The organism is Vibrio sp. 3-2(1) (assembly GCF_963887575.1).
GTDB lineage: Bacteria > Pseudomonadota > Gammaproteobacteria > Enterobacterales > Vibrionaceae > Vibrio > Vibrio anguillarum.
In genome coordinates this window covers 1-18,272 of the sequence record NZ_CAWPGB010000005.1, presented here as the reverse complement: position 1 = coordinate 18,272, position 18,272 = coordinate 1, and the positions used below count along the sequence as shown (strand labels likewise).

Sequence of the window (18,272 nt, the reverse complement as noted above, 5' to 3'; positions counted from 1 at the left end):
ATCCTTAGAATTTGTAACCACGGTGCAGCGCAACAATACCGCCCGTTAAGTTGTAGTAACTCGTTTGCTCAAAACCAACCTGATCCATCATCCCTTTTAAGGTTTCTTGATCGGGATGCATGCGGATAGATTCCGCAAGATAGCGGTAGCTGTCGGCATCATTGGCAATGATTTGGCCCATTTTCGGCAATAGATGGAACGAATACGCATCGTATACTTTGGATAATGGCTCAAGCACTGGCTTGGAGAACTCAAGAACCAACAAACGGCCACCCGGTTTTAAAACGCGGAACATCGAGCTCAGCGCTTTATCTTTATCGGTTACATTACGCAGGCAAAAACTGATGGTGATGCAGTCGAAATAGTTATCTGGAAAAGGCAGTTCTTCGGCATTGGCTTGCACGTAATGTACGTTGCCCACTACACCTTTATCACGCAATTTATCGCGTCCGACATTGAGCATCGAGTTGTTGATATCAGCCAGAATAACATGACCTTTTTCGCCCACAATGCGTGAAAATTTGGCGGTTAGATCGCCCGTACCACCACCAAGATCCAAAATACGTTGGCCCGGGCGAGCGCCACTGCAATCAATGGTAAAACGCTTCCATAAGCGATGAATGCCACCAGACATCAGGTCATTCATCATGTCGTATTTGGCCGCAACCGAGTGAAAAACTTGCGCGACTTTGGCGACTTTTTCTTCTTTCGCTACGGTTTCAAAACCAAAGTGAGTGGTATTTTGTGTCTCTAATGCTGTTTTTGATTGCACGCTGGTATCCGTCATGAAGGTTCCTCTTGGGCAGCACTGTTTTGTTAAAGGCGACTGCGAGCGATCAGTTTACTTTATCCTCAGCGTGATGTCTTTCTACTAAAGGTGCATTTTCCACCGCACTGTCTGCCCATGCCTCATTTTGTGCTTGTTCGACCCATTCACTGTTTATGGAACGTTTTATCTCGACGCCAAGCTGTTTAAAACTTTCGGCTTGACGCAGTGCGTTGCCGCGCCCTGTCGCGAGCTTATTCATCGCCCCTTGATAGTTTTGGTTTGCACGGTCTAACGCGCCACCAAGCCCTTCCATGTCCTCCATAAACAAGCGTAATTTATCGTACAATTTGCTGGCCCGCTCAGCGATCAACTTCGCGTTCTGGTTTTGTCGATCATTGCGCCATAAATTATCGATCGTACGCAGCGCAACCAACAAGGTGGTTGGGCTAACCAGCAAAATATTTTGCTCCATCGCCTCTTTTACCAAGCTGGGATCAGCTTGAATCGCCACTTGAAATGCAGGTTCGACGGGAATAAACATCAGCACGTAATCCAAACTTTGTAGCCCTTTGAGCTGATGATAATCTTTCTGACCGAGTCCTTTTATATGGGCGCGCAGCGCAAGTAAATGCTCACTTAATGCGCGAGCACGTTCACTTTCAGTTTGAGCATGGAAATAACGCTCATAAGCCACCAGCGCCATTTTCGAGTCAATCACCACCTGTTTGTCGTGTGGCAAATTGACGATCACATCCGGTTGATAGCGCTTACCAGCCTCGTTTTGCAAACTGACTTGAGTGTGATATTCGTGCCCTTCACGCAGGCCCGATTCGGTCAGCACCCGCGCGAGAACCACTTCACCCCAATTGCCTTGCTGTTTATTGTCACCTTTCAGCGCTTGGGTCAAATTGAGTGCCTCTTGCGCCATCTGTTCATTGAGGCGTTGCAAGTTTTTCAATTCATGAACCAACGTATGGCGCTCTTTCGCTTCATGATTGAAGCTGTCATTGACCTGCTTTTTAAACCCTTCGAGCTGCTCTTTCAGTGGAGAAAGTAGCCCTTCCAAACTTCGACGGTTCTGCTGATCCACTTTCGCAGTTTTGACTTCAAATAACTGATTGGCTAGCTGCTCAAACTGCTGCTTTAGGCGTTCCTCAGCGTGTTCAAGTAACTGTAGTTTTTCTTGGCTCGATTGAATTTGCTGTTCATGCCGCGCTTCTTGCTCACGCAGTTGAGCCTCAAGTTGCGATTTCTGCTCACGCAGAGCGTGCGCATCTTCCATGCTCTGTTGCCGCTCTTGCTTAACCACTTCGAAATAGCGCAACTTTTCCATCGCGGCCATGAATTTCCCGTGCGATTGCTTAAGCTCAAATGCGGCTTTATCTCGTTCTTCATCCAGCTCATCCAACTCTTGTCGCGCCTGCTGCAAGGCTTGTTTGAGTTCGATTATCTGCTGCTGATGATGGGCTTGATGAGTCTCTAACTGCTGTTGTAATAGCTCACTTTTCAAATTGAGCTTCTGCTTAACCCACCAGCCAGCCACTGAGCCGCTCAGCACGGCGCTGCCTAACGTTGAAAGCACTAACGCTTGATTTTCGATAATCCATTGCATGATAACGGGTTAACTCATTTTATCAGTCATGGACAAATGGTATTTCGATACTGGATAAATGTCCAGTTTGTACAAGTTAACAGCAAACTATAGACTTGCGCCGCTGAACACTATTTCAACAATTATTCTAACGAGGATTCATGGACGAACGACGCGCACTCGGCTTTGGCTTATCTGCCGTATTATTGTGGTCAACGGTTGCCACGGCTTTCAAACTTACTCTGGCTGAATTTACGCCGATCCAGATGCTGACGGTTGCGAGTGCTGTCTCTGGGTGCGTACTGCTGGGCATTTGCGCGCTGCAAGGTAAGCTCAACCAAGTGGTGAGTACCTTTCTCGCTAACCCTTGGTATTACTTATTGTTGGGCTTAATTAACCCTCTCGCATACTACCTCATTCTGTTTAAGGCCTACTCACTGCTGCCCGCCTCTCAAGCGCAAGCGATCAACTACAGTTGGGCCATCACCCTGACACTGATGGCCGCTGTATTTTTAGGACAAACCATCCGTAAACAAGATTGGATAGCGTGTGCACTGAGCTATTTTGGTGTAGTGGTTATCGCGACTAAGGGTGATATTTTAGCCATGCAGTTTGATAGCCCGCTGGGTGTTGGGCTGGCACTACTATCAACGCTTCTTTGGGCTGGCTACTGGATTCTTAATACCAAAAACACCGCCGACCCCGTGATTGGCGTTTTACTGGGGTTTTTGATCGCCATCCCTTTTGCGATTGGTTTAAGTTGTTATGAAGGTGCAAGCTGGCATCAGATTACGATTAAAGGATGGAGTGCGGTAACTTATGTCGGCTTGTTTGAAATGGGGATCACCTTCGTGCTGTGGTTGAGTGCATTAAAACTCACGGCCAACACCGCAAGGATCAGCAATCTCATTTTTGCTTCACCTTTCATCTCACTGCTGTTGCTGGCTACTATTATTGGCGAAACTATTCACCCCACCACTCTGATTGGTTTAGTGCTGATCATCACAGGGCTTGTCGTGCAGCAGTTTAAAACGCCTAAAACGATCACTCAATGACAGCGACCCAAATTGACGAAAAGCCCAAACGGACAGATTGCATAGGTTTACAAAGTAATTTGATCGCGGTAAATCTTAGGGCTCACACCGGCCTTACGTTTAAAAACACGAGAAAAATAGAGTGGGTCTGAATAGCCCACAATTCGACCAATGTGATTGACCGAGTAGTTAGACGTGACCAGTAATTGTTTGGCTCGGCTGATCCTTTGGTCGTCGCGCCATTGGGTTATGGTCATCTCCATTTCAGAACGAAATAGATGGCCTAAACGCGATGGTGATAAACAGATATGGGCCGAAACATCCTCGATAGTGAAGTCTTGATTGAGGTTTTGCGTCATATAATTCATCGCTTCCACCACCCTAGGGTCAAGCGGTTTGCTGACGACATCCGGTTGCAGTGTCTTACATCTAATCAATAATTGTTCGAGCAAGTTAATCGATAAATCATTTCGATAAGGGACATCTTGTTTTGAAGTGTATTCAATATCGATAAACAGGTTTTCAATATATCGAATGGTATTCTCATCCAACCCTTGCGTTAAGTAGACGCCATTTTTTTGCTGTTGCCATGTTAGCCAGTCATGCCAAAAGGCTCGTGGCCGAAAATAAACCCAACGGTGAAACCAAGAAGCACAATCTTTTTTTCGATGATAATAGTGAGCCGCTGTTGGAGGGAAAAGAAGTAAGTCTCCAGGTTTCACGTGAAACTCATCTTCGCCATAAAAAATGGTTCCCTCGCCTTTGCTCGTAAAATTGACAATAAAACCTTTCATGCCATTAGGTCGATCAATCGTAAAATCCAGTTCATCTCCCTCAATAATTGGCGTTAGTCCAGCCACTAAATGAGCATTAAAGTTATATCCAGGTTTTAGAGGGTTATTCTGCATGGGGCAATATTCACTGTAATTTACGTGTAGTGTAAGCAACCTCTTCGTTAAGTACGATTTTTCAGTTCACACTTTTCATCTAAGACTATCCATTGGGTCGCAGAAAAAGCCTCACAGAAGCCATGTCCTACGGGTTCGATTAAGTATTCACTGGGTTGGTCATTACGTTTTCTTTGCCAACCTTTAATCGAAGAGATGATGTCTTCAGGTTGCGTGGCCAGTTGGTGGCTAACGTCTGTTTGAGTAATGTGATGTCGAATATCAAGCCGAGTTGGGATGCTATTTCGCGCAAGATAATCAATCACCAATGCACCTTGAAAAAAGGTGTAAGTCATACTCAATGAGAGTGTTTCGTTAAGCTGAATGTTGCACCACTGCTCTAAATGGTTTTGCTTAGATCTGAAATGCCAAACCACAGAGCGCATATCAATGATAAGCCCATTGTTGATCAGCTCAAGCTGCCCAACGAATACAGGTTTATCCTCACAACACAGCTGAAATTGATCGGGTGTATCGGCTTTTAATTCCAAATACCACTCTTTATAACGCAGTAATGGTAAGCCAGTGGATAAAGGAAGAGCATTCATGTTCACACCATAGCCTAATGAACACTCCCTCAAATGAGGGAGTGTTCCGCGGGTTTAAATACCTGAAGATAAACGGTAATAAACGCTGTTTGTTTTGAGTGCGGACTTGAATGGATACAAGGAGGTTTGGTTATCGATTAATACCATTTCGATCCCCGCCATTTCGGCATAATCCGCTAACATCTCAACACTCACCGCTTGGCTGTATACGGTATGATGCGCGCCACCCGCATGGATCCATGCTGCGGCCGCCGTCTCAAGGTTGGGTTGCGGCGTCCATAACGCATGCGCCACGGGTAATTTAGGTAGCGATTGTGGTGGAGCTTGAGTATCGACCGTATTGACTATCATGCGAAAGCGATTTCCAAGATCAATCAAGGATACGTTTACCGCAGGCCCCGCTTTTCCGCTGAACATCATACGAGCAATATCGCATTTGCAGCCAATAGTGTGACGATGAATTTCAATCTTTGGCTTGTCTTGAGCAATAGAAGGGCAAACTTCCAGCATATGAGCGCCGAGCACTTGGCTTTGCTGACCAAAGTTGTAGGTGTAGTCTTCCATGAACGATGTTCCGCCCACTCGGCATTGCCCCATCACTTTCATAATGCGAGTCATCGCTGCGGTCTTCCAATCCCCCTCACCGCCGTACCCGAAGCCTTTTTCCATCAAGCGTTGTGTGGCCAAGCCCGGCAGGTTCGAAATACCCGATAAATTTTCAAAGGTGTTGGTGAATGCCTTCGCGCCCACGGAATCCAAGAAACGCAGCATACCCAATTCCAACTTCGCTTCTTGGGTTAGAATATTGATACTTGCGCTGTCTTTGAAAAGTTCAGGGCTCATGGTGTAGCAAGAAGCGTATTCATCCATTAAAGCCTTAGCATCACTGTCTGAAACTTGATTGACGCTCTCGCTCAGCTCACCCAAACCATAGCCATGAACTTCATAACCAAATTGAATTTGCGCAGAGACTTTGTTTCCTTCCGTCACCGCGACTTGACGCATGTTGTCGCCAAAACGCGCTACTTTAAGCGACTTCCCTTCATGAATAGCAATCGCTGCACGGCACCAATCATCCACCTGTTGGTGAACAATCGGGCTCTCCCAATGCCCCACGACTACTTTTCGATCAATCCCCAGTCGCGTGCCAATAAAACCAAACTCACGACAACCATGGGCACTTTGATTTAGGTTCATAAAGCCCATATCAATTTCATCCCAAGGCAGGGCCGCATTGAATTGAGTATGAAGATGCAAGAACGGCTTATTGAGCTGGCTTAACCCCGCAATCCACATTTTTGCAGGCGAGAATGTGTGCATCCAAAGCACGAGACCAATACATGAATCATCATTATTGGCTTGGCGACAAACCTCTAATATCTCATCTGGCGTCTTCACTGTACCTTTGTTCACCAAAGGAACCGAAATGGCTGGAGAGTGATTTAAACCATGGATAATTTCTTGGCTATTTTGCGCGACATTTTGTAATACTTGAGGTCCGTAAAGGTGCTGCGACCCAGTGACAAACCACACTTGTTGATTGGTAAACGTGTTCATTGTTATCCCTTATTTATTTTTTACATTACTTTGACCGTAATAAGCATTAGCTCCGTGTTTACGTAAGTAATGTTTATCCAGTAGGGCTTGATTGATGAATGTCACTTGAGGGTTGATCTGCAAAGTTTGCAGTGCCATTTTGGCGACAACCTCCATGACAACTGAGTTATGAACGGCGTGATCAGCATCCTTACCCCAGCTGAATGGGCCGTGTTCATTAACAATAACCCCAGGAATGGCCAACACTTCACCACCACTGATCGTTTCAATGATGACCTTGCCTGTATGGTGTTCGTAGTCGGTTGCGATTTCGGCATTGGTCAAGGGGCGAGTACAGGGAATGCTGCCGTAGAAATAGTCAGCATGAGTAGTACCCAATGCTGGAATGGCTTTACCTGCTTGAGCCCAAGAGGTGGCATGAGGAGAATGCGTGTGCACAATGCCGCCAAGTTCTGGGTAAGCGCGATATAAGGCCAAATGGGTAGCTGTGTCAGAAGAGGGTTTAAGATCGCCCTCGACAACTAAGCCATTCAGATCAACCACCACCATATTGCCGGCATTGAGTGCTTCGTATTCGACGCCACTTGGCTTAATCACAACTAACCCTGTTAAGCGGTCAATGCCTGATACATTGCCCCAAGTAAAGGTAACTAAACCGTGGGTCTGTAGCGCCATATTGGCTTGCCATACTTGCTGCCGAAGCTCACTCAGACGTTGCTTTGCTTGTGGGTCGCTCGCTAAATCGAAGCCTAGAGAAGTCTTAACACTCATCAGTACACTCCTATGCCAACAAGAATTCAGAAAATTGTTCGATCTGCTGCCCTAACTGGCGATAAGCATGATAACGCCATTCGCTGGTCCCTTTGGTGTCAGCATCCGGGTAGTAAACATCGCAAATTGGGCTCGCCATTTGAGTTTGAGCTTGCTCGGCATCGCTATAAACCCCGGCCGCAACAGCTGCAAAAATGGCCGCACCTAATGCACAACACTGCTCTGAAGCGACAACGGCGATTTCTCGCCCAATGACATTGGCACAGGTTTGCATCACAAATGGTGACTTCTGAGAAATTCCGCCAATGGCGATGACACGTTTCACTTCGACACCTTGCTCAACGAAACAATCGACGATTGATTTCGCACCATGAGCCGTTGATTCCACCAGTGATGCAAAGATATCTGGTGCACTAGAGCCTAAATTCAGCCCCGTGATTGCGCCCTTGAGACGTTGATTGGCATAAGGCGTTCGCCGCCCGTTATGCCAATCTAAGGCAAGAGGCGTTTCCAGTTGCAGACGTTTTGACTGTGCTTCCGCCGTAAGTTGAGGAATTAACAAGGCCTCAGCGGCGTCCAGATCAACTCCTAATTGTGGGTTTTGCTTAGCCAGTTGTGCGATTGGCCACAACATCACACGTTTGTACCAAGCATAAATATCACCAAATGCTGATTGCCCAGCCTCCAGTGCCATTAAGTCTGGCATCGCACTACCCGCAACTTGGCCACATATTCCATGAATGGTTCGATCACCGATACTTTGTGCATCCACCATCAAAATATCGCATGTTGACGTACCAATAACTTTCACTAAATCATGTTCGCCAGCGCCAGCGCCCACCGCGCCCATATGGCAATCAAAAGCACCAATGGCAATGGCAATTCCCTCTGGTAAGCCTAACCGCTGCGCCCACTCCGCACTCAGATGCCCAGCTAATTGGTCTGAGGTGTATACCTCAGTAAACATTCGATCTCGCATGTCATCGAGCGTGGGAGAAATGGCCGATAAAAAATCTTGCGAAGGTAAACCGCCCCAGCTTTCATGCCACATCGCCTTATGCCCTGCAGCACAAATACCGCGGCGTAAATTTGTAGGATGCTGACACCCTGCAAGGAGAGCTGGAACCCAATCACACAACTCAACCCAGCTATGGATATAAGGAACAAGCCCTGCATCTTGTTCCGCTACCCACGCGGCTTTCGCCCAAAACCACTCCGATGAATACAATCCCCCGATGTATTTGGTGTAGTCTGGAAAAGTGTGTGAATGGGCCAGCTCATTAATGCGTTCCGCTTTGGTCACGGAAGTATGATCTTTCCATAAGATAAACATGGCGTTGGGGTTATGCTCAAACTCAGGAAGCAACGCCAACACATTGCCCTCTTTATCGATAGGGGCTGGAGTTGAACCCGTACTGTCCACGCCAATGCCAACAACAGATTGTGCGATCTCTGTGGAAACCTGCGCCAACGTTTCTCGGACAGCAATGGTCAGAGACTCAATATAATCAAGAGGATGATGACGAAATTGAGATTGGTTCGAGTCGCTGTATTGTCCTTTTGCCCACCTTGGGTAGTTAGCCACGCCAGACGCAACCTCTTCACCATTGCGAGCATTCACCAATAAAGCTCGTACAGAATCAGAGCCAAAATCTAAGCCGATCACGTAAGGTGAATCTATATTCAAATTATTCATGGTCACTCCACATCAGACCGATTAACTGCCTATTTTTATAACGGTCTTACGTCAATATCACCATGAACCCAATAGCTAAAAATATGGATAAATTAGTCGACACACTCATTCTGTGCTAATGGTTTTAAAATCATCACTTCAGCTTTTTTCCAGAAAAAAGCGCATAAAAACACTAAATAGCCGATGTTAATATAAAATTAAACACATAAAACTATAAAAAGTGAGAGGTACTTCATGCCCTACCTCGCTACATAAATGGACAAAAACGCTACATTTTTCTGCTGTGATTTTCATCACTTCAAAGCTCGTCAACTTCCTTAAGTATGGAGATGAAACAACCCTACCAGTGGACGGACAAATAAGATGAAAAGCATAAAAACCACACTCGCTGCCGCAATACTCACCGGAACCGCATTATTCAGTATTTCTGCTAATGCCTTTTTCGGTAGCAACGATGAACTCAAATTAGGTTATTTGGTAAAACAACCTGAAGAGCCTTGGTTCCAAACAGAATGGAATTTTGCTGAGCAAGCCGGTAAGCAATATAACTTTGAAGTGATCAAAATGGCGGTGCCTGATGGAGAAAAAACACTGAACGCTATCGATACGCTAGCGGCAAGTGGCGCCAAAGGCTTTGTCATCTGCACACCTGACCCTAAGCTTGGGCCTGCAATTATGGCTAAAGCAAAAAGCTACGATTTGAAAGTCATCACGGTTGATGACCAGTTCCTTAATGCGAAAGGCGAACCGATGACAAACGTGCCTTTGGTGATGATGGCTGCCAGTGAAATTGGTTATCGCCAAGGTTCTGAACTGTACAAAGAGATGACAAAACGTAACTGGGATACCGCAACAACGGGCGTTATGGCCATAACCGCAGACGAGCTGGATACCGCGCGTCGTCGTGTCGATGGTTCGATTAAGGCACTGAAAGAAGCGGGTTTCCCATCCAACCAAATTTACCGCGTGCCAACCAAAGCAAATGACATCCCTGGCGCTCTGGATGCAGCAAACTCGCTACTGGTGCAATACCCAATGGTCAAGCAGTGGCTTATCGTCGGTATGAACGACAATACCGTTCTCGGCGGAGTTCGTGCGACAGAAGGACAAGGGTTTAACGCAAGTAATGTTATTGGTGTTGGCATTAATGGCGTCGATGCTGTCAGTGAATTAGCTAAATCGAAACCAACAGGGTTCTATGGTTCTCTTTTACCGAGCCCAGATGTACACGGCTTCAAAAGCATCGAATCACTTTATAAATGGGTGAAAGAAGGTGTTGAACCACAAAAATTCGTTGAAGTGACGGACGTTGTCTTAATTACTCGCGACAACTACGAAGCAGAACTGGCAAAGAAAGGCCTGTAAGGCGTTCGTCGTCAATGGCTAAAAGCGGTACAGCTTCTTCGTACCGCTTTCGCGAAGTAAACAGGAGTACAGACTATGGCAGCTTCACACTCTTGCTTAGAGTTTTGCCAAATATCAAAACACTTTACGGGTGTTAAGGCACTGACCGACATTAGCTTTCGCGTTAACAGCGGTAGTGTTCATGCCTTAATGGGAGAAAATGGGGCCGGGAAATCGACTCTATTGAAAACGCTAAGCGGGCTGCATCAACCCACTCACGGCAAGCTGCTCATTGATGGGCATCCAGTAACATTTCAATCAACGGTTGACGCATTAGAGCAAGGTATCGCCATTATTTATCAAGAGCTTAATTTGGTTCCTGAACTCAGCGTGGCAGAAAACATTTTCTTAGGGCAACTTCCCACTAAACATGGCCGGGTCGATACCGAAACCCTCAATCGTAACGCACGTAAACAGCTATTGCGCTTGGGGGAAAATTTTGACCCCTCTCGCCCATTAAAAGAGTTTTCTATTGGCCAGTGGCAAATGGTTGAAATTGCTAAAGCGCTAAGTCGCAATGCACACATCATCGCTTTTGACGAACCAACCAGTAGCTTGTCTCAACGTGAAATTGAAAACCTATTTAAAGTGATCCGCGAATTGCGCGACGACGGCAAAATCATTCTTTACGTTTCTCATCGTATGGAAGAAATATTCGCTCTGTGTGATGCAATCACCATCTTCAAAGATGGTACCCATGTGCAAACCTGTTATGACCTTTCGACTCTCACTCATGACCGTTTAGTTGAGTTAATGGTTGGCCGGGAAATCAATGACATTTACAACTACCGCTCTCGTCCTCTTGGTCAAAGTGGATTAGCGATTAAAAACCTGATGGGCAGAGGGCTCACCGCTCCTCTCTCGCTAGAAATAAAGCAAGGCGAAATATTAGGTTTGTTTGGTCTGGTCGGTGCGGGCAGAACAGAACTTACCCGTTTGATTTTCGGAGCAGAAAAAGCCACCGCGGGCGATGTTTATCTTCACGGACAAAAAATACGGATTACTAAACCTGAAGATGCCATTCGGGCGGGCATTACCTTATGCCCTGAAGATCGCAAAGCAGACGGTATCGTGCCTATTTTATCGGTGCAAGAAAACACCAACATTAGCGCTCGTCCATGGCATCTAAAGCTTGGCGGGTTAATCAACTTCCAGTGGGAGTCGAGCAATGCCCTCAAACAAAACCAGTCATTAAACGTCAAAACTGCTTCGTTAGATCAACCCATTGGCGAGCTCTCCGGTGGCAATCAACAAAAAGTGATCCTTGGTCGTTGGTTATCTACCGATATGAGCGTCATTTTGCTAGATGAGCCGACGCGCGGCATTGATGTTGGCGCTAAGTCTGAAATATACGAGTTGATCTTCAAATTGGCAGAAAATGGCGTGACTGTCTTAGTTGTCTCTAGTGACATGCCTGAAGTGCTTGGTATCGCTGACCGATTACTGGTTATGAAAGATGGCAAAGTAACTGGTGAATTAACACGAACTGAATTTAACGAACAATCTGCGTTACGTCTTGCCATGATTGGCAATGACGTCGCTGCGTAAAAAGGAATATCCTAATGGCTGTAACGAGTTCAACCAAAATAGACAATACCGAGAGCCCGACTCGCTCTTTTAAGTTCTCTTCCATCTGGGATAAGTTCGGCATGCTGATGGTCTTTGCTGGCCTATTTTTGCTTTGCAGTTTATTTGTCCCTAATTTTGCTACATTCATTAATATGAAAGGGCTCGGTCTGGCTATTTCCATGAGCGGCATGGTTGCGTGCGCCATGCTCTTTTGCCTAGCCTGCGGGGATTTAGATCTCTCGATTGCTTCGGTTATTGCCTGCTCTGGCGTAGTCACGGCGGTAGCGATTAACGCAACCAGCAGTGTGGTATTGGGTATCGGCGCAGGCTTACTTTCAGGTGTACTCTTTGGTTTGCTAAATGGCTTCGTTATTGCCAAATTGCAGATCAATGCGCTGATAACGACTCTCGCAACGATGCAAATCGCTCGAGGTCTTGGTTATATCATCTCTGACGGTAAGGCGGTTGGGATCACTGAAGAACATTTCTTTACCCTAGGTAACTCCTCTTTACTTGGTATCCCAATGCCAATTTGGTTAACCATAGTCACCTTCGCTATTTTTGCCTTTTTGCTAAACCGTACGGTTTATGGGCGCAATACATTAGCGATTGGCGGTAATGAAGAAGCCGCACGATTAGCGGGTGTCAACGTCGTAAAAACTAAAATCATCATTTTCACTATCTCTGGCTTTATCTCTGCGCTCGCTGGGGTTATTTTAGCCGCGCGTATGACCAGCGGTCAGCCGATGACTTCCGTCGGTTTTGAGTTAGTGGTCATCTCTGCTTGTGTGCTCGGTGGGGTATCGCTCAAAGGCGGGATAGGTAAAGTATCTTACGTTATTGCGGGTGTGCTCATCCTCGGTACGGTAGAGAATGCGATGAATCTACTGAATATGTCACCTTTTTCTCAATACGTAGTGCGAGGAACTATTTTGCTCGCGGCGGTTATCTTTGACCGCTATAAACAAAATAAATCCAGCTAGAAGCAATTCATTGCCACACAACAAAAAAGAAGGGCTAACCTGTGCAGCTCTTCTTTTTTCTAAAAAACTATCCATTGGTTTGACAGTGCTCTTCAGTGACATTTATCGCTAAGGATGGCTTCTATCGCAAAACTTATTCTTGACGTACAGGTAACGGCCTCTAGATACACTGACCTATCAGAGGGTATCTAGACTTAAAACGTCAAAGGTTTTGACAGAATCGACCACTTAGTTATAGTCGTAATTGGGGAATTGGACGTTATACCGCACTAGCCCGATTAGAGTGTTAAATGCCTCCATCTGTAAATGTTTATCGTTTTTACTAGTCGTTCGACCATCTTGTAAAGCCTTGACAATTTCGTCAGGATTTTTTCCTGTATAGAGCTCTATTCCCGCTCTTGAGGTCACAGTGATCGTATCTAATAATGGAAGAAGCTCTTGAAACTTATCGACACTTTCCATATCGCTATAGGCTTCATCATGTTTGTTCAATGGCGTTCTTCTAGCACCATCAGGGACTAACTTTCCTTCTCTAATACTTTTAAGTGCTGACTCATACCTTGTGAAAACCCCCATCATACTTAACGACTTATCAACGGCCAGCACCGTCAAATGAGTCTTAAAGCCATGTTTTTTACAGTCATCCAGAACGTGTAATATTGAGTGTTGCTGATCTAACATGGAGCGCTGTATCACCATGTTGAATTTTTTTTCAAGTCCGTACTTTATTAAACCTTCGCAGAGAAACAACGCCGTTTGTTGGCAGTTTGACACCGTGCTTGGGTGCCCATTGCTTGCTAACTCCGAATAACCTGGAATGTATTTTTCCAGTTCATCATAATCAACCACCACACAGTTATTCTTGAGCTGTGACGAACATGCTTTTATCGCGGTCGATTTCCCAGCGCCCATTTGCCCTGTAACAACAAAGGCGCTTGGTTGTTCTTGAGGCGTAACCCCTTGGCATAGCTTCTCTTGCACATGTTTTAATAAGTTAATTTTATCACTCGGTTCAGATAGGAACCGATTATCATCCATATCTTTTACTCGGCGCTGGCGAAGCTCCAAAGCGCTTTGCGTTGCACTGACTGGTACATTCTTTACCTGTTTAACAAAGAATGGTTCTTGTAGTGATGTTGCCCGTTCGAGGGAATAGCTTTGAGGCTCCGTAAATGTAAAAGATCTTTTCATTTCAAATCCTTATAAAATTAGGCTTTGTTCAAACGATATCTAAGCGAACCATAGTCAGCACAGTGGAAGGCGCTATATTATCACCGCGGTATGATGTATAGAGATGCATCTTATTGGACGTGAGGATGAGTAAAAGGTCATGTCTTTATTTGTGAGTAAATGTAGAAGATTGATTTCATCCAGATGAGTTTACATCCGTTGTGAATATAATTTTTAGCCGTTTACTGGTTCAATAAAATGCACATTTATTCATACTTTTACAGCATATCGAATCACATGCTTTGAGCTAAAAGTGATAAGCATGAAAAAGCCGTTGCTATGTTCAATCTTCGAGTAAACAAAAAGCAGAAGGATAGCGCGAACTTTTTATGATTTATGGTTATGATTTTTGGATATCAAAGGGTAAGTACAAAGAACCAACCATTTGATATGCAGACGCATTCGCTTGAGTAATGTAGGGGCGAGAAGATTTTTCCTGATATTGCGTCTGGTGCAAAAACCAGCCGACCTTCTTTGAACAACGCCTTGCCCCGTTGCGGGCAAGTGAGGCTATCAACGCCTACAAATGAAACAGGCTAGTCCGTTCGTGAAAGCACTGTGTAGAGATAATAAAGTTTGTATCCTTGGGGTGATCCTCGTCACCCCTTTTGGGTCTTCTCTACACACTTGTGTAGAGACAATAAAGTTTGCCCGTAAGAGCATTTTGAGACGATAAAGTTTGCCCGTAGTAAGCAGTGAGAATAAATTAAACATCATATGCTAGAAGTGAGTTCGGTGGCTCCGCCCTATCTGCGTATTCCACCTCACCCGATCACTTATTCTGAGTAGCGCGATCACACCCCATTTCAGATGCCCGAACAAGAGAATATTCTGCTCTAACCGATCATTCCTTTATGATTGTGGGTCTCTGCTGTCTGACGCGACAGACGCAAACCAGAGAACTTTACTCAGTGGCAAATTGTGTCACGAAAATCGCTGTACTTTAGCTCATAGTTGCCGTTAAACATGTGGTGGAAGAAAACTCACAGTTCCATTCAAAAGCGGAGTTCCTAGCCCGAAATCAGCATCTGTATCGTTATATATTCCTAATTAAGGTACGACAGAATCGCTTGGTGATCACACATTCCTGCTTAGGTATGTAACTCAGAACTGGACAAAACCATCTTACAAAATTTTCTAAATTAGGATTTATCGGATTAGCTGAAGTATTACAAACCTTCGTTTGATCGGTCACAGTTACCCATTTACTTTAAATTAATACTTTATAGCTCATCCGCAATGTGGGAGGGTAACTATGTATACTTGACCAAATTTAATATAATCACATACATACTGCTCTAGAGCGAGCCTAGATGATACCTCTAACCAACCTAAGTGAGCACTCATGAACTCTACCCTATTATTACGCTTTCGCGATCTTTCCTGCCCTAAAGGAGAAACCATTAAAAGACACTCCGACCTGATTGATGAAAAGGGATTTGCGTGGTGGGGGTGGTGGAATAAAGGGCACGAAAAATTACCTTTTGATACTCTAACCAACTTAGGGCTAAAAGAACCTAAGGGAAATAAGTACATTTATCTATTCGACAGCGCGCAAAAAACTTTCTACAAAGCTAAATTGAAAGGCTACAAAGCTGAAGTTGATAGTGAAATACCAACTCCAGACAAAAATCACACCCCTAGCTACTACGAAGAAAACCATCACCAAATTTGGTTTAAGTTCAATGAGATAGAGACAGTTGAGCCTTCTAAAATCATTGAAAGCAAATCTTATGAATCTATGAATGACCTATTTGTAGAAGAATCTCACTACGAAATCTATGACAACAAAATCATAGCGTCTCCAGAAGAGCTAGTTGATCAAAATCGTACCATGTGGAGAATCAGAGACAGACAAAATGGTGATAAAACCAATGAAATCCGCCTAAGAGGTATGACTGAGCTCCAACCTAGACACTTTGATAAATCATACAAGGTTTCTTCGAAAGACAGTCTACTATGGCTTTCAGATTTACACTTCACTACAGCTGGCTTTCATGAATACCCGCTAGAAGATAGCCCGACTAAAAAGACTCTTGCACAAACAATACAGTCTGCATACTTCAGCGCGGATAAGAACATAGCTTCTCTATTAATCTCCGGAGATCTCACTTGGAAGGGAGATAAGAAAGAATTTGAACTTGTGGGTGACTTCATTGATCACCTAAACAGTGTAAACGATTTGGATAAATCTTGGTTATCGATTTGCCCGGGGAATCACGACTTATCATTCTATGAAGGGGCAGATAAAACTGACTCAAAAATTATTGGCAATAATTATGAAGAATCTCGTGCCGCTTATAGTGACTTATATGCAAAATACTTCGATTTAAAACCAAATGATTCCATGAGCTCAGGTAGGAGATTGCTTCTAAATGGTTCTATTCCTGTAGAAATCGTATTACTCAATAGCGTGACACTCCAACAGACTAAAGGTACTTTTCAAGGACATGGCTACATAGGGCAAAAGCAACTAGAAACTGTAGAACAAGAGATGGGGTTAGGAGAAGATAAGCCAAGAAATGTGACACGCATCTGTGTTATGCATCATCACTTAATGCCTGTTTCTCTAACAGAAGAACCTTACCATGATGCGAAGTATTCAACTGTCTTAGATGCGGAAAGGCTTTCACGTTGGCTTACTAAGCACCAGTTTGATTTTTTACTTCATGGACACATGCATCAGAACTTTTATTGCACGATTGAACGAGCAGTAGAGACACATAGACCTGCTTGTAAAAATGACAACCCGACTAATAAACTTCATGTACTTTCACTAGGTAGCAGCGGCGTATGTATGACGCATACAGGCGAGTCAAAAGGCAATTGGACCTGTAGAATAGAGTTCGGACATGAAAAAATCATTTTCCACTACGCTAAAATTAGTCCGGAAGATGCTACGTTATCAGATAATTACAAACTGGAGTTCGACTACAATGCCTAAATTACTGATAACCGACTTAGACAATACGCTTTATGATTGGGTATCATTTTTTTCTCAATCATTCGAAGCTATGGTTGACTCTATTGTTGAATTGACCAGCATAGACAAATGTATATTGCTTCGAGACTTCAAAGATATCCATCAAAAGTACAATAGTTCAGAGAGACCCTTTGCCGCGTTAGAGGTCAAAGCAATCATCGACTACTTTGGCACTACTGACAAAGATATTCTTAAAAGAGAACTAGCCCCTGCTTTCCGTAGTTTTTCTGAAAAAAGAAAAGAAACTCTGAAGTTATACGACGGCGTAACTGAAACTTTAGCCAAGCTCAGAGAACAGGGCGTTGTTGTCGTTGGGCATACTGAGTCGTATGAAGTTAATGCAGTCTATAGAGCCAAAAAACTAGGTCTAGATAAATATCTAAATCACCTTTACACCATTGGTTCACATTCTTCTTCTCACCCAGATCAAGACAAACCAATGATTGATCCTAGTGATGCAGAGTGGGTTGTAAAGTTACCTGAAGAAGAAAGAAAGCCTAACCCTCGCCTTGTTCTAGACATATGTGAGAGGGAAGGTGTATCTCCAAGTGACGCATACTACATTGGGGATTCAATAGTAAAAGACATATCTATGGCTAACGCCGCTGGTGTTAATTCAGTTTGGGCTAAATACGGAAAGGACTTCCAAAGCGCCAACTGGAAATTATTGGTTAGCATCACTCATTGGACAGATGAAGATGTAAAAATAGAAGAAAATTTAAAAGCAATGTACTCAAAAGAAACTCCGTTGTTCGAAGTGTCGTCTTTCTCTGGACTACACAAAATTTTTAAAGTCTGAGCCTATACACTATAAGGGCTATCATTCATGTAGCCCTTTTTTAATCCATACAGGCTAGGACCAAACGCTCTAAAAAGATTATTTTACACTGAACAATGAAAAAACATCGTCACGCCGTGGCTTTGCTCGCCTAGAAAATACAGACACCATAGCAACAACATACTGCTCTGTATGTCTTATCCTTCCTTGTGCTCATAGATTGCAGAGCATGTCTGTATAATAGTGATTGTTCAACTAGAATCATAATCTGCCATTAAGAAAAGTGTATGCGCCCCATAATCCCACGGGGCGTTTTAATTTCAGTGTGAGACGTTCCAAGGCAGAAGAGAGTTAATATCAGGCTCTGGCTTTGCCAGTTCTTTCATACATTTGACCATGTAATCGTAGAGTA

14 protein-coding genes are annotated in these 18,272 nt (G+C 44.4%); 6 read left to right on the top strand and 8 right to left on the bottom strand.

Annotation, left to right across the window (positions count from 1 at the left end):
* Positions 1 to 4 precede the first annotated feature (4 nt).
* Positions 5 to 787 (bottom strand): bifunctional demethylmenaquinone methyltransferase/2-methoxy-6-polyprenyl-1,4-benzoquinol methylase UbiE, encoded by a 783-nt coding sequence (gene ubiE / locus AACQ79_RS01570; RefSeq protein ID WP_010319838.1) that lies wholly within the window; start codon positions 785 to 787, stop codon positions 5 to 7.
* Positions 788 to 836: 49 nt separating this feature from the next.
* The gene (gene rmuC, locus AACQ79_RS01565; RefSeq protein ID WP_170899630.1) at positions 837 to 2,381 is read right to left on the bottom strand and encodes a DNA recombination protein RmuC; all 1,545 of its coding nucleotides are present in this window, start codon (positions 2,379 to 2,381) and stop codon (positions 837 to 839) included.
* Positions 2,382 to 2,521: 140 nt separating this feature from the next.
* On the opposite strand from rmuC, the gene AACQ79_RS01560 reads away from it, so the two are divergent.
* On the top strand, positions 2,522 to 3,415 hold the full coding sequence (locus AACQ79_RS01560; protein WP_017044512.1) for a DMT family transporter: 894 nt from the start codon (positions 2,522 to 2,524) through the stop codon (positions 3,413 to 3,415).
* A 47-nt stretch (positions 3,416 to 3,462) separates the two neighbouring features.
* Here the strand turns inward: AACQ79_RS01560 and araC are convergent, their stop codons facing one another.
* From araC to AACQ79_RS01535, 5 genes are read right to left on the bottom strand one after another with little or no spacing between them, the layout of a single operon-like run.
* A complete protein-coding gene (gene araC / locus AACQ79_RS01555) occupies positions 3,463 to 4,302 on the bottom strand; it encodes an arabinose operon transcriptional regulator AraC (protein WP_029189931.1) in 840 nt (279 codons plus the stop codon).
* A gap of 47 nt (positions 4,303 to 4,349) precedes the next feature.
* Positions 4,350 to 4,889, bottom strand: a complete 540-nt coding sequence (locus AACQ79_RS01550; RefSeq protein WP_017044513.1) for a hypothetical protein — start codon at positions 4,887 to 4,889, stop codon at positions 4,350 to 4,352.
* 54 nt (positions 4,890 to 4,943) lie between these two features.
* On the bottom strand, positions 4,944 to 6,446 hold the full coding sequence (gene araA / locus AACQ79_RS01545) for an L-arabinose isomerase (protein ID WP_170899629.1): 1,503 nt from the start codon (positions 6,444 to 6,446) through the stop codon (positions 4,944 to 4,946).
* A gap of 9 nt (positions 6,447 to 6,455) precedes the next feature.
* Positions 6,456 to 7,217 (bottom strand): L-ribulose-5-phosphate 4-epimerase, encoded by a 762-nt coding sequence (locus AACQ79_RS01540; protein WP_088733013.1) that lies wholly within the window; start codon positions 7,215 to 7,217, stop codon positions 6,456 to 6,458.
* A gap of 10 nt (positions 7,218 to 7,227) precedes the next feature.
* Positions 7,228 to 8,913: a ribulokinase gene (locus AACQ79_RS01535; RefSeq protein ID WP_170899628.1), complete on the bottom strand. Its 1,686-nt coding sequence runs from the start codon at positions 8,911 to 8,913 to the stop codon at positions 7,228 to 7,230.
* A gap of 363 nt (positions 8,914 to 9,276) precedes the next feature.
* Between AACQ79_RS01535 and AACQ79_RS01530 the strand changes: the two genes are divergently transcribed.
* The 3 genes from AACQ79_RS01530 to araH all read left to right on the top strand — a co-directional run bounded on the left by AACQ79_RS01530 (position 9,277) and on the right by araH (position 12,869).
* Positions 9,277 to 10,278: an arabinose ABC transporter substrate-binding protein gene (locus tag AACQ79_RS01530; protein ID WP_170899627.1), complete on the top strand. Its 1,002-nt coding sequence runs from the start codon at positions 9,277 to 9,279 to the stop codon at positions 10,276 to 10,278.
* Between the two features lie 75 nt (positions 10,279 to 10,353).
* Entirely contained in the window at positions 10,354 to 11,865 is a 1,512-nt protein-coding gene (gene araG, locus AACQ79_RS01525; RefSeq protein ID WP_013855628.1) for an L-arabinose ABC transporter ATP-binding protein AraG, read from the top strand.
* Positions 11,866 to 11,879: 14 nt separating this feature from the next.
* Positions 11,880 to 12,869 (top strand): L-arabinose ABC transporter permease AraH, encoded by a 990-nt coding sequence (gene araH / locus AACQ79_RS01520; RefSeq protein ID WP_212756421.1) that lies wholly within the window; start codon positions 11,880 to 11,882, stop codon positions 12,867 to 12,869.
* 228 nt (positions 12,870 to 13,097) lie between these two features.
* On the opposite strand, the gene AACQ79_RS01515 is transcribed toward araH, so the two are convergent.
* Positions 13,098 to 14,060 carry a zeta toxin family protein gene (locus AACQ79_RS01515; RefSeq protein ID WP_170899626.1) on the bottom strand — a complete coding sequence of 321 codons (963 nt, stop codon included), beginning with the start codon at positions 14,058 to 14,060 and terminating at the stop codon, positions 13,098 to 13,100.
* Positions 14,061 to 15,444: 1,384 nt separating this feature from the next.
* Here AACQ79_RS01515 and AACQ79_RS01510 point away from each other — a divergent pair.
* Both AACQ79_RS01510 and AACQ79_RS01505 read left to right on the top strand, forming a co-directional pair.
* Positions 15,445 to 17,043: a metallophosphoesterase family protein gene (locus AACQ79_RS01510; RefSeq protein ID WP_170899625.1), complete on the top strand. Its 1,599-nt coding sequence runs from the start codon at positions 15,445 to 15,447 to the stop codon at positions 17,041 to 17,043.
* On the top strand, positions 17,036 to 17,881 hold the full coding sequence (locus AACQ79_RS01505; protein WP_170899624.1) for an HAD family hydrolase: 846 nt from the start codon (positions 17,036 to 17,038) through the stop codon (positions 17,879 to 17,881). The genes AACQ79_RS01510 and AACQ79_RS01505 overlap by 8 nt, the downstream gene beginning before the upstream one ends.
* The last annotated feature ends 391 nt before the right edge of the window (positions 17,882 to 18,272 follow it).

What these genes read in the sequence shown, in the direction of transcription:
- ubiE (WP_010319838.1), bottom strand. Translation starts at nt 787, where the DNA reads ATGACGGATACCAGCGTGCAATCAAAAACAGCATTAGAGACACAAAAT.
- rmuC (WP_170899630.1), bottom strand. Translation starts at nt 2,381, where the DNA reads ATGCAATGGATTATCGAAAATCAAGCGTTAGTGCTTTCAACGTTAGGC.
- AACQ79_RS01560 (WP_017044512.1), top strand. Translation starts at nt 2,522, where the DNA reads ATGGACGAACGACGCGCACTCGGCTTTGGCTTATCTGCCGTATTATTG.
- araC (WP_029189931.1), bottom strand. Translation starts at nt 4,302, where the DNA reads ATGCAGAATAACCCTCTAAAACCTGGATATAACTTTAATGCTCATTTA.
- AACQ79_RS01550 (WP_017044513.1), bottom strand. Translation starts at nt 4,889, where the DNA reads ATGAATGCTCTTCCTTTATCCACTGGCTTACCATTACTGCGTTATAAA.
- araA (WP_170899629.1), bottom strand. Translation starts at nt 6,446, where the DNA reads ATGAACACGTTTACCAATCAACAAGTGTGGTTTGTCACTGGGTCGCAG.
- AACQ79_RS01540 (WP_088733013.1), bottom strand. Translation starts at nt 7,217, where the DNA reads ATGAGTGTTAAGACTTCTCTAGGCTTCGATTTAGCGAGCGACCCACAA.
- AACQ79_RS01535 (WP_170899628.1), bottom strand. Translation starts at nt 8,913, where the DNA reads ATGAATAATTTGAATATAGATTCACCTTACGTGATCGGCTTAGATTTT.
- AACQ79_RS01530 (WP_170899627.1), top strand. Translation starts at nt 9,277, where the DNA reads ATGAAAAGCATAAAAACCACACTCGCTGCCGCAATACTCACCGGAACC.
- araG (WP_013855628.1), top strand. Translation starts at nt 10,354, where the DNA reads ATGGCAGCTTCACACTCTTGCTTAGAGTTTTGCCAAATATCAAAACAC.
- araH (WP_212756421.1), top strand. Translation starts at nt 11,880, where the DNA reads ATGGCTGTAACGAGTTCAACCAAAATAGACAATACCGAGAGCCCGACT.
- AACQ79_RS01515 (WP_170899626.1), bottom strand. Translation starts at nt 14,060, where the DNA reads ATGAAAAGATCTTTTACATTTACGGAGCCTCAAAGCTATTCCCTCGAA.
- AACQ79_RS01510 (WP_170899625.1), top strand. Translation starts at nt 15,445, where the DNA reads ATGAACTCTACCCTATTATTACGCTTTCGCGATCTTTCCTGCCCTAAA.
- AACQ79_RS01505 (WP_170899624.1), top strand. Translation starts at nt 17,036, where the DNA reads ATGCCTAAATTACTGATAACCGACTTAGACAATACGCTTTATGATTGG.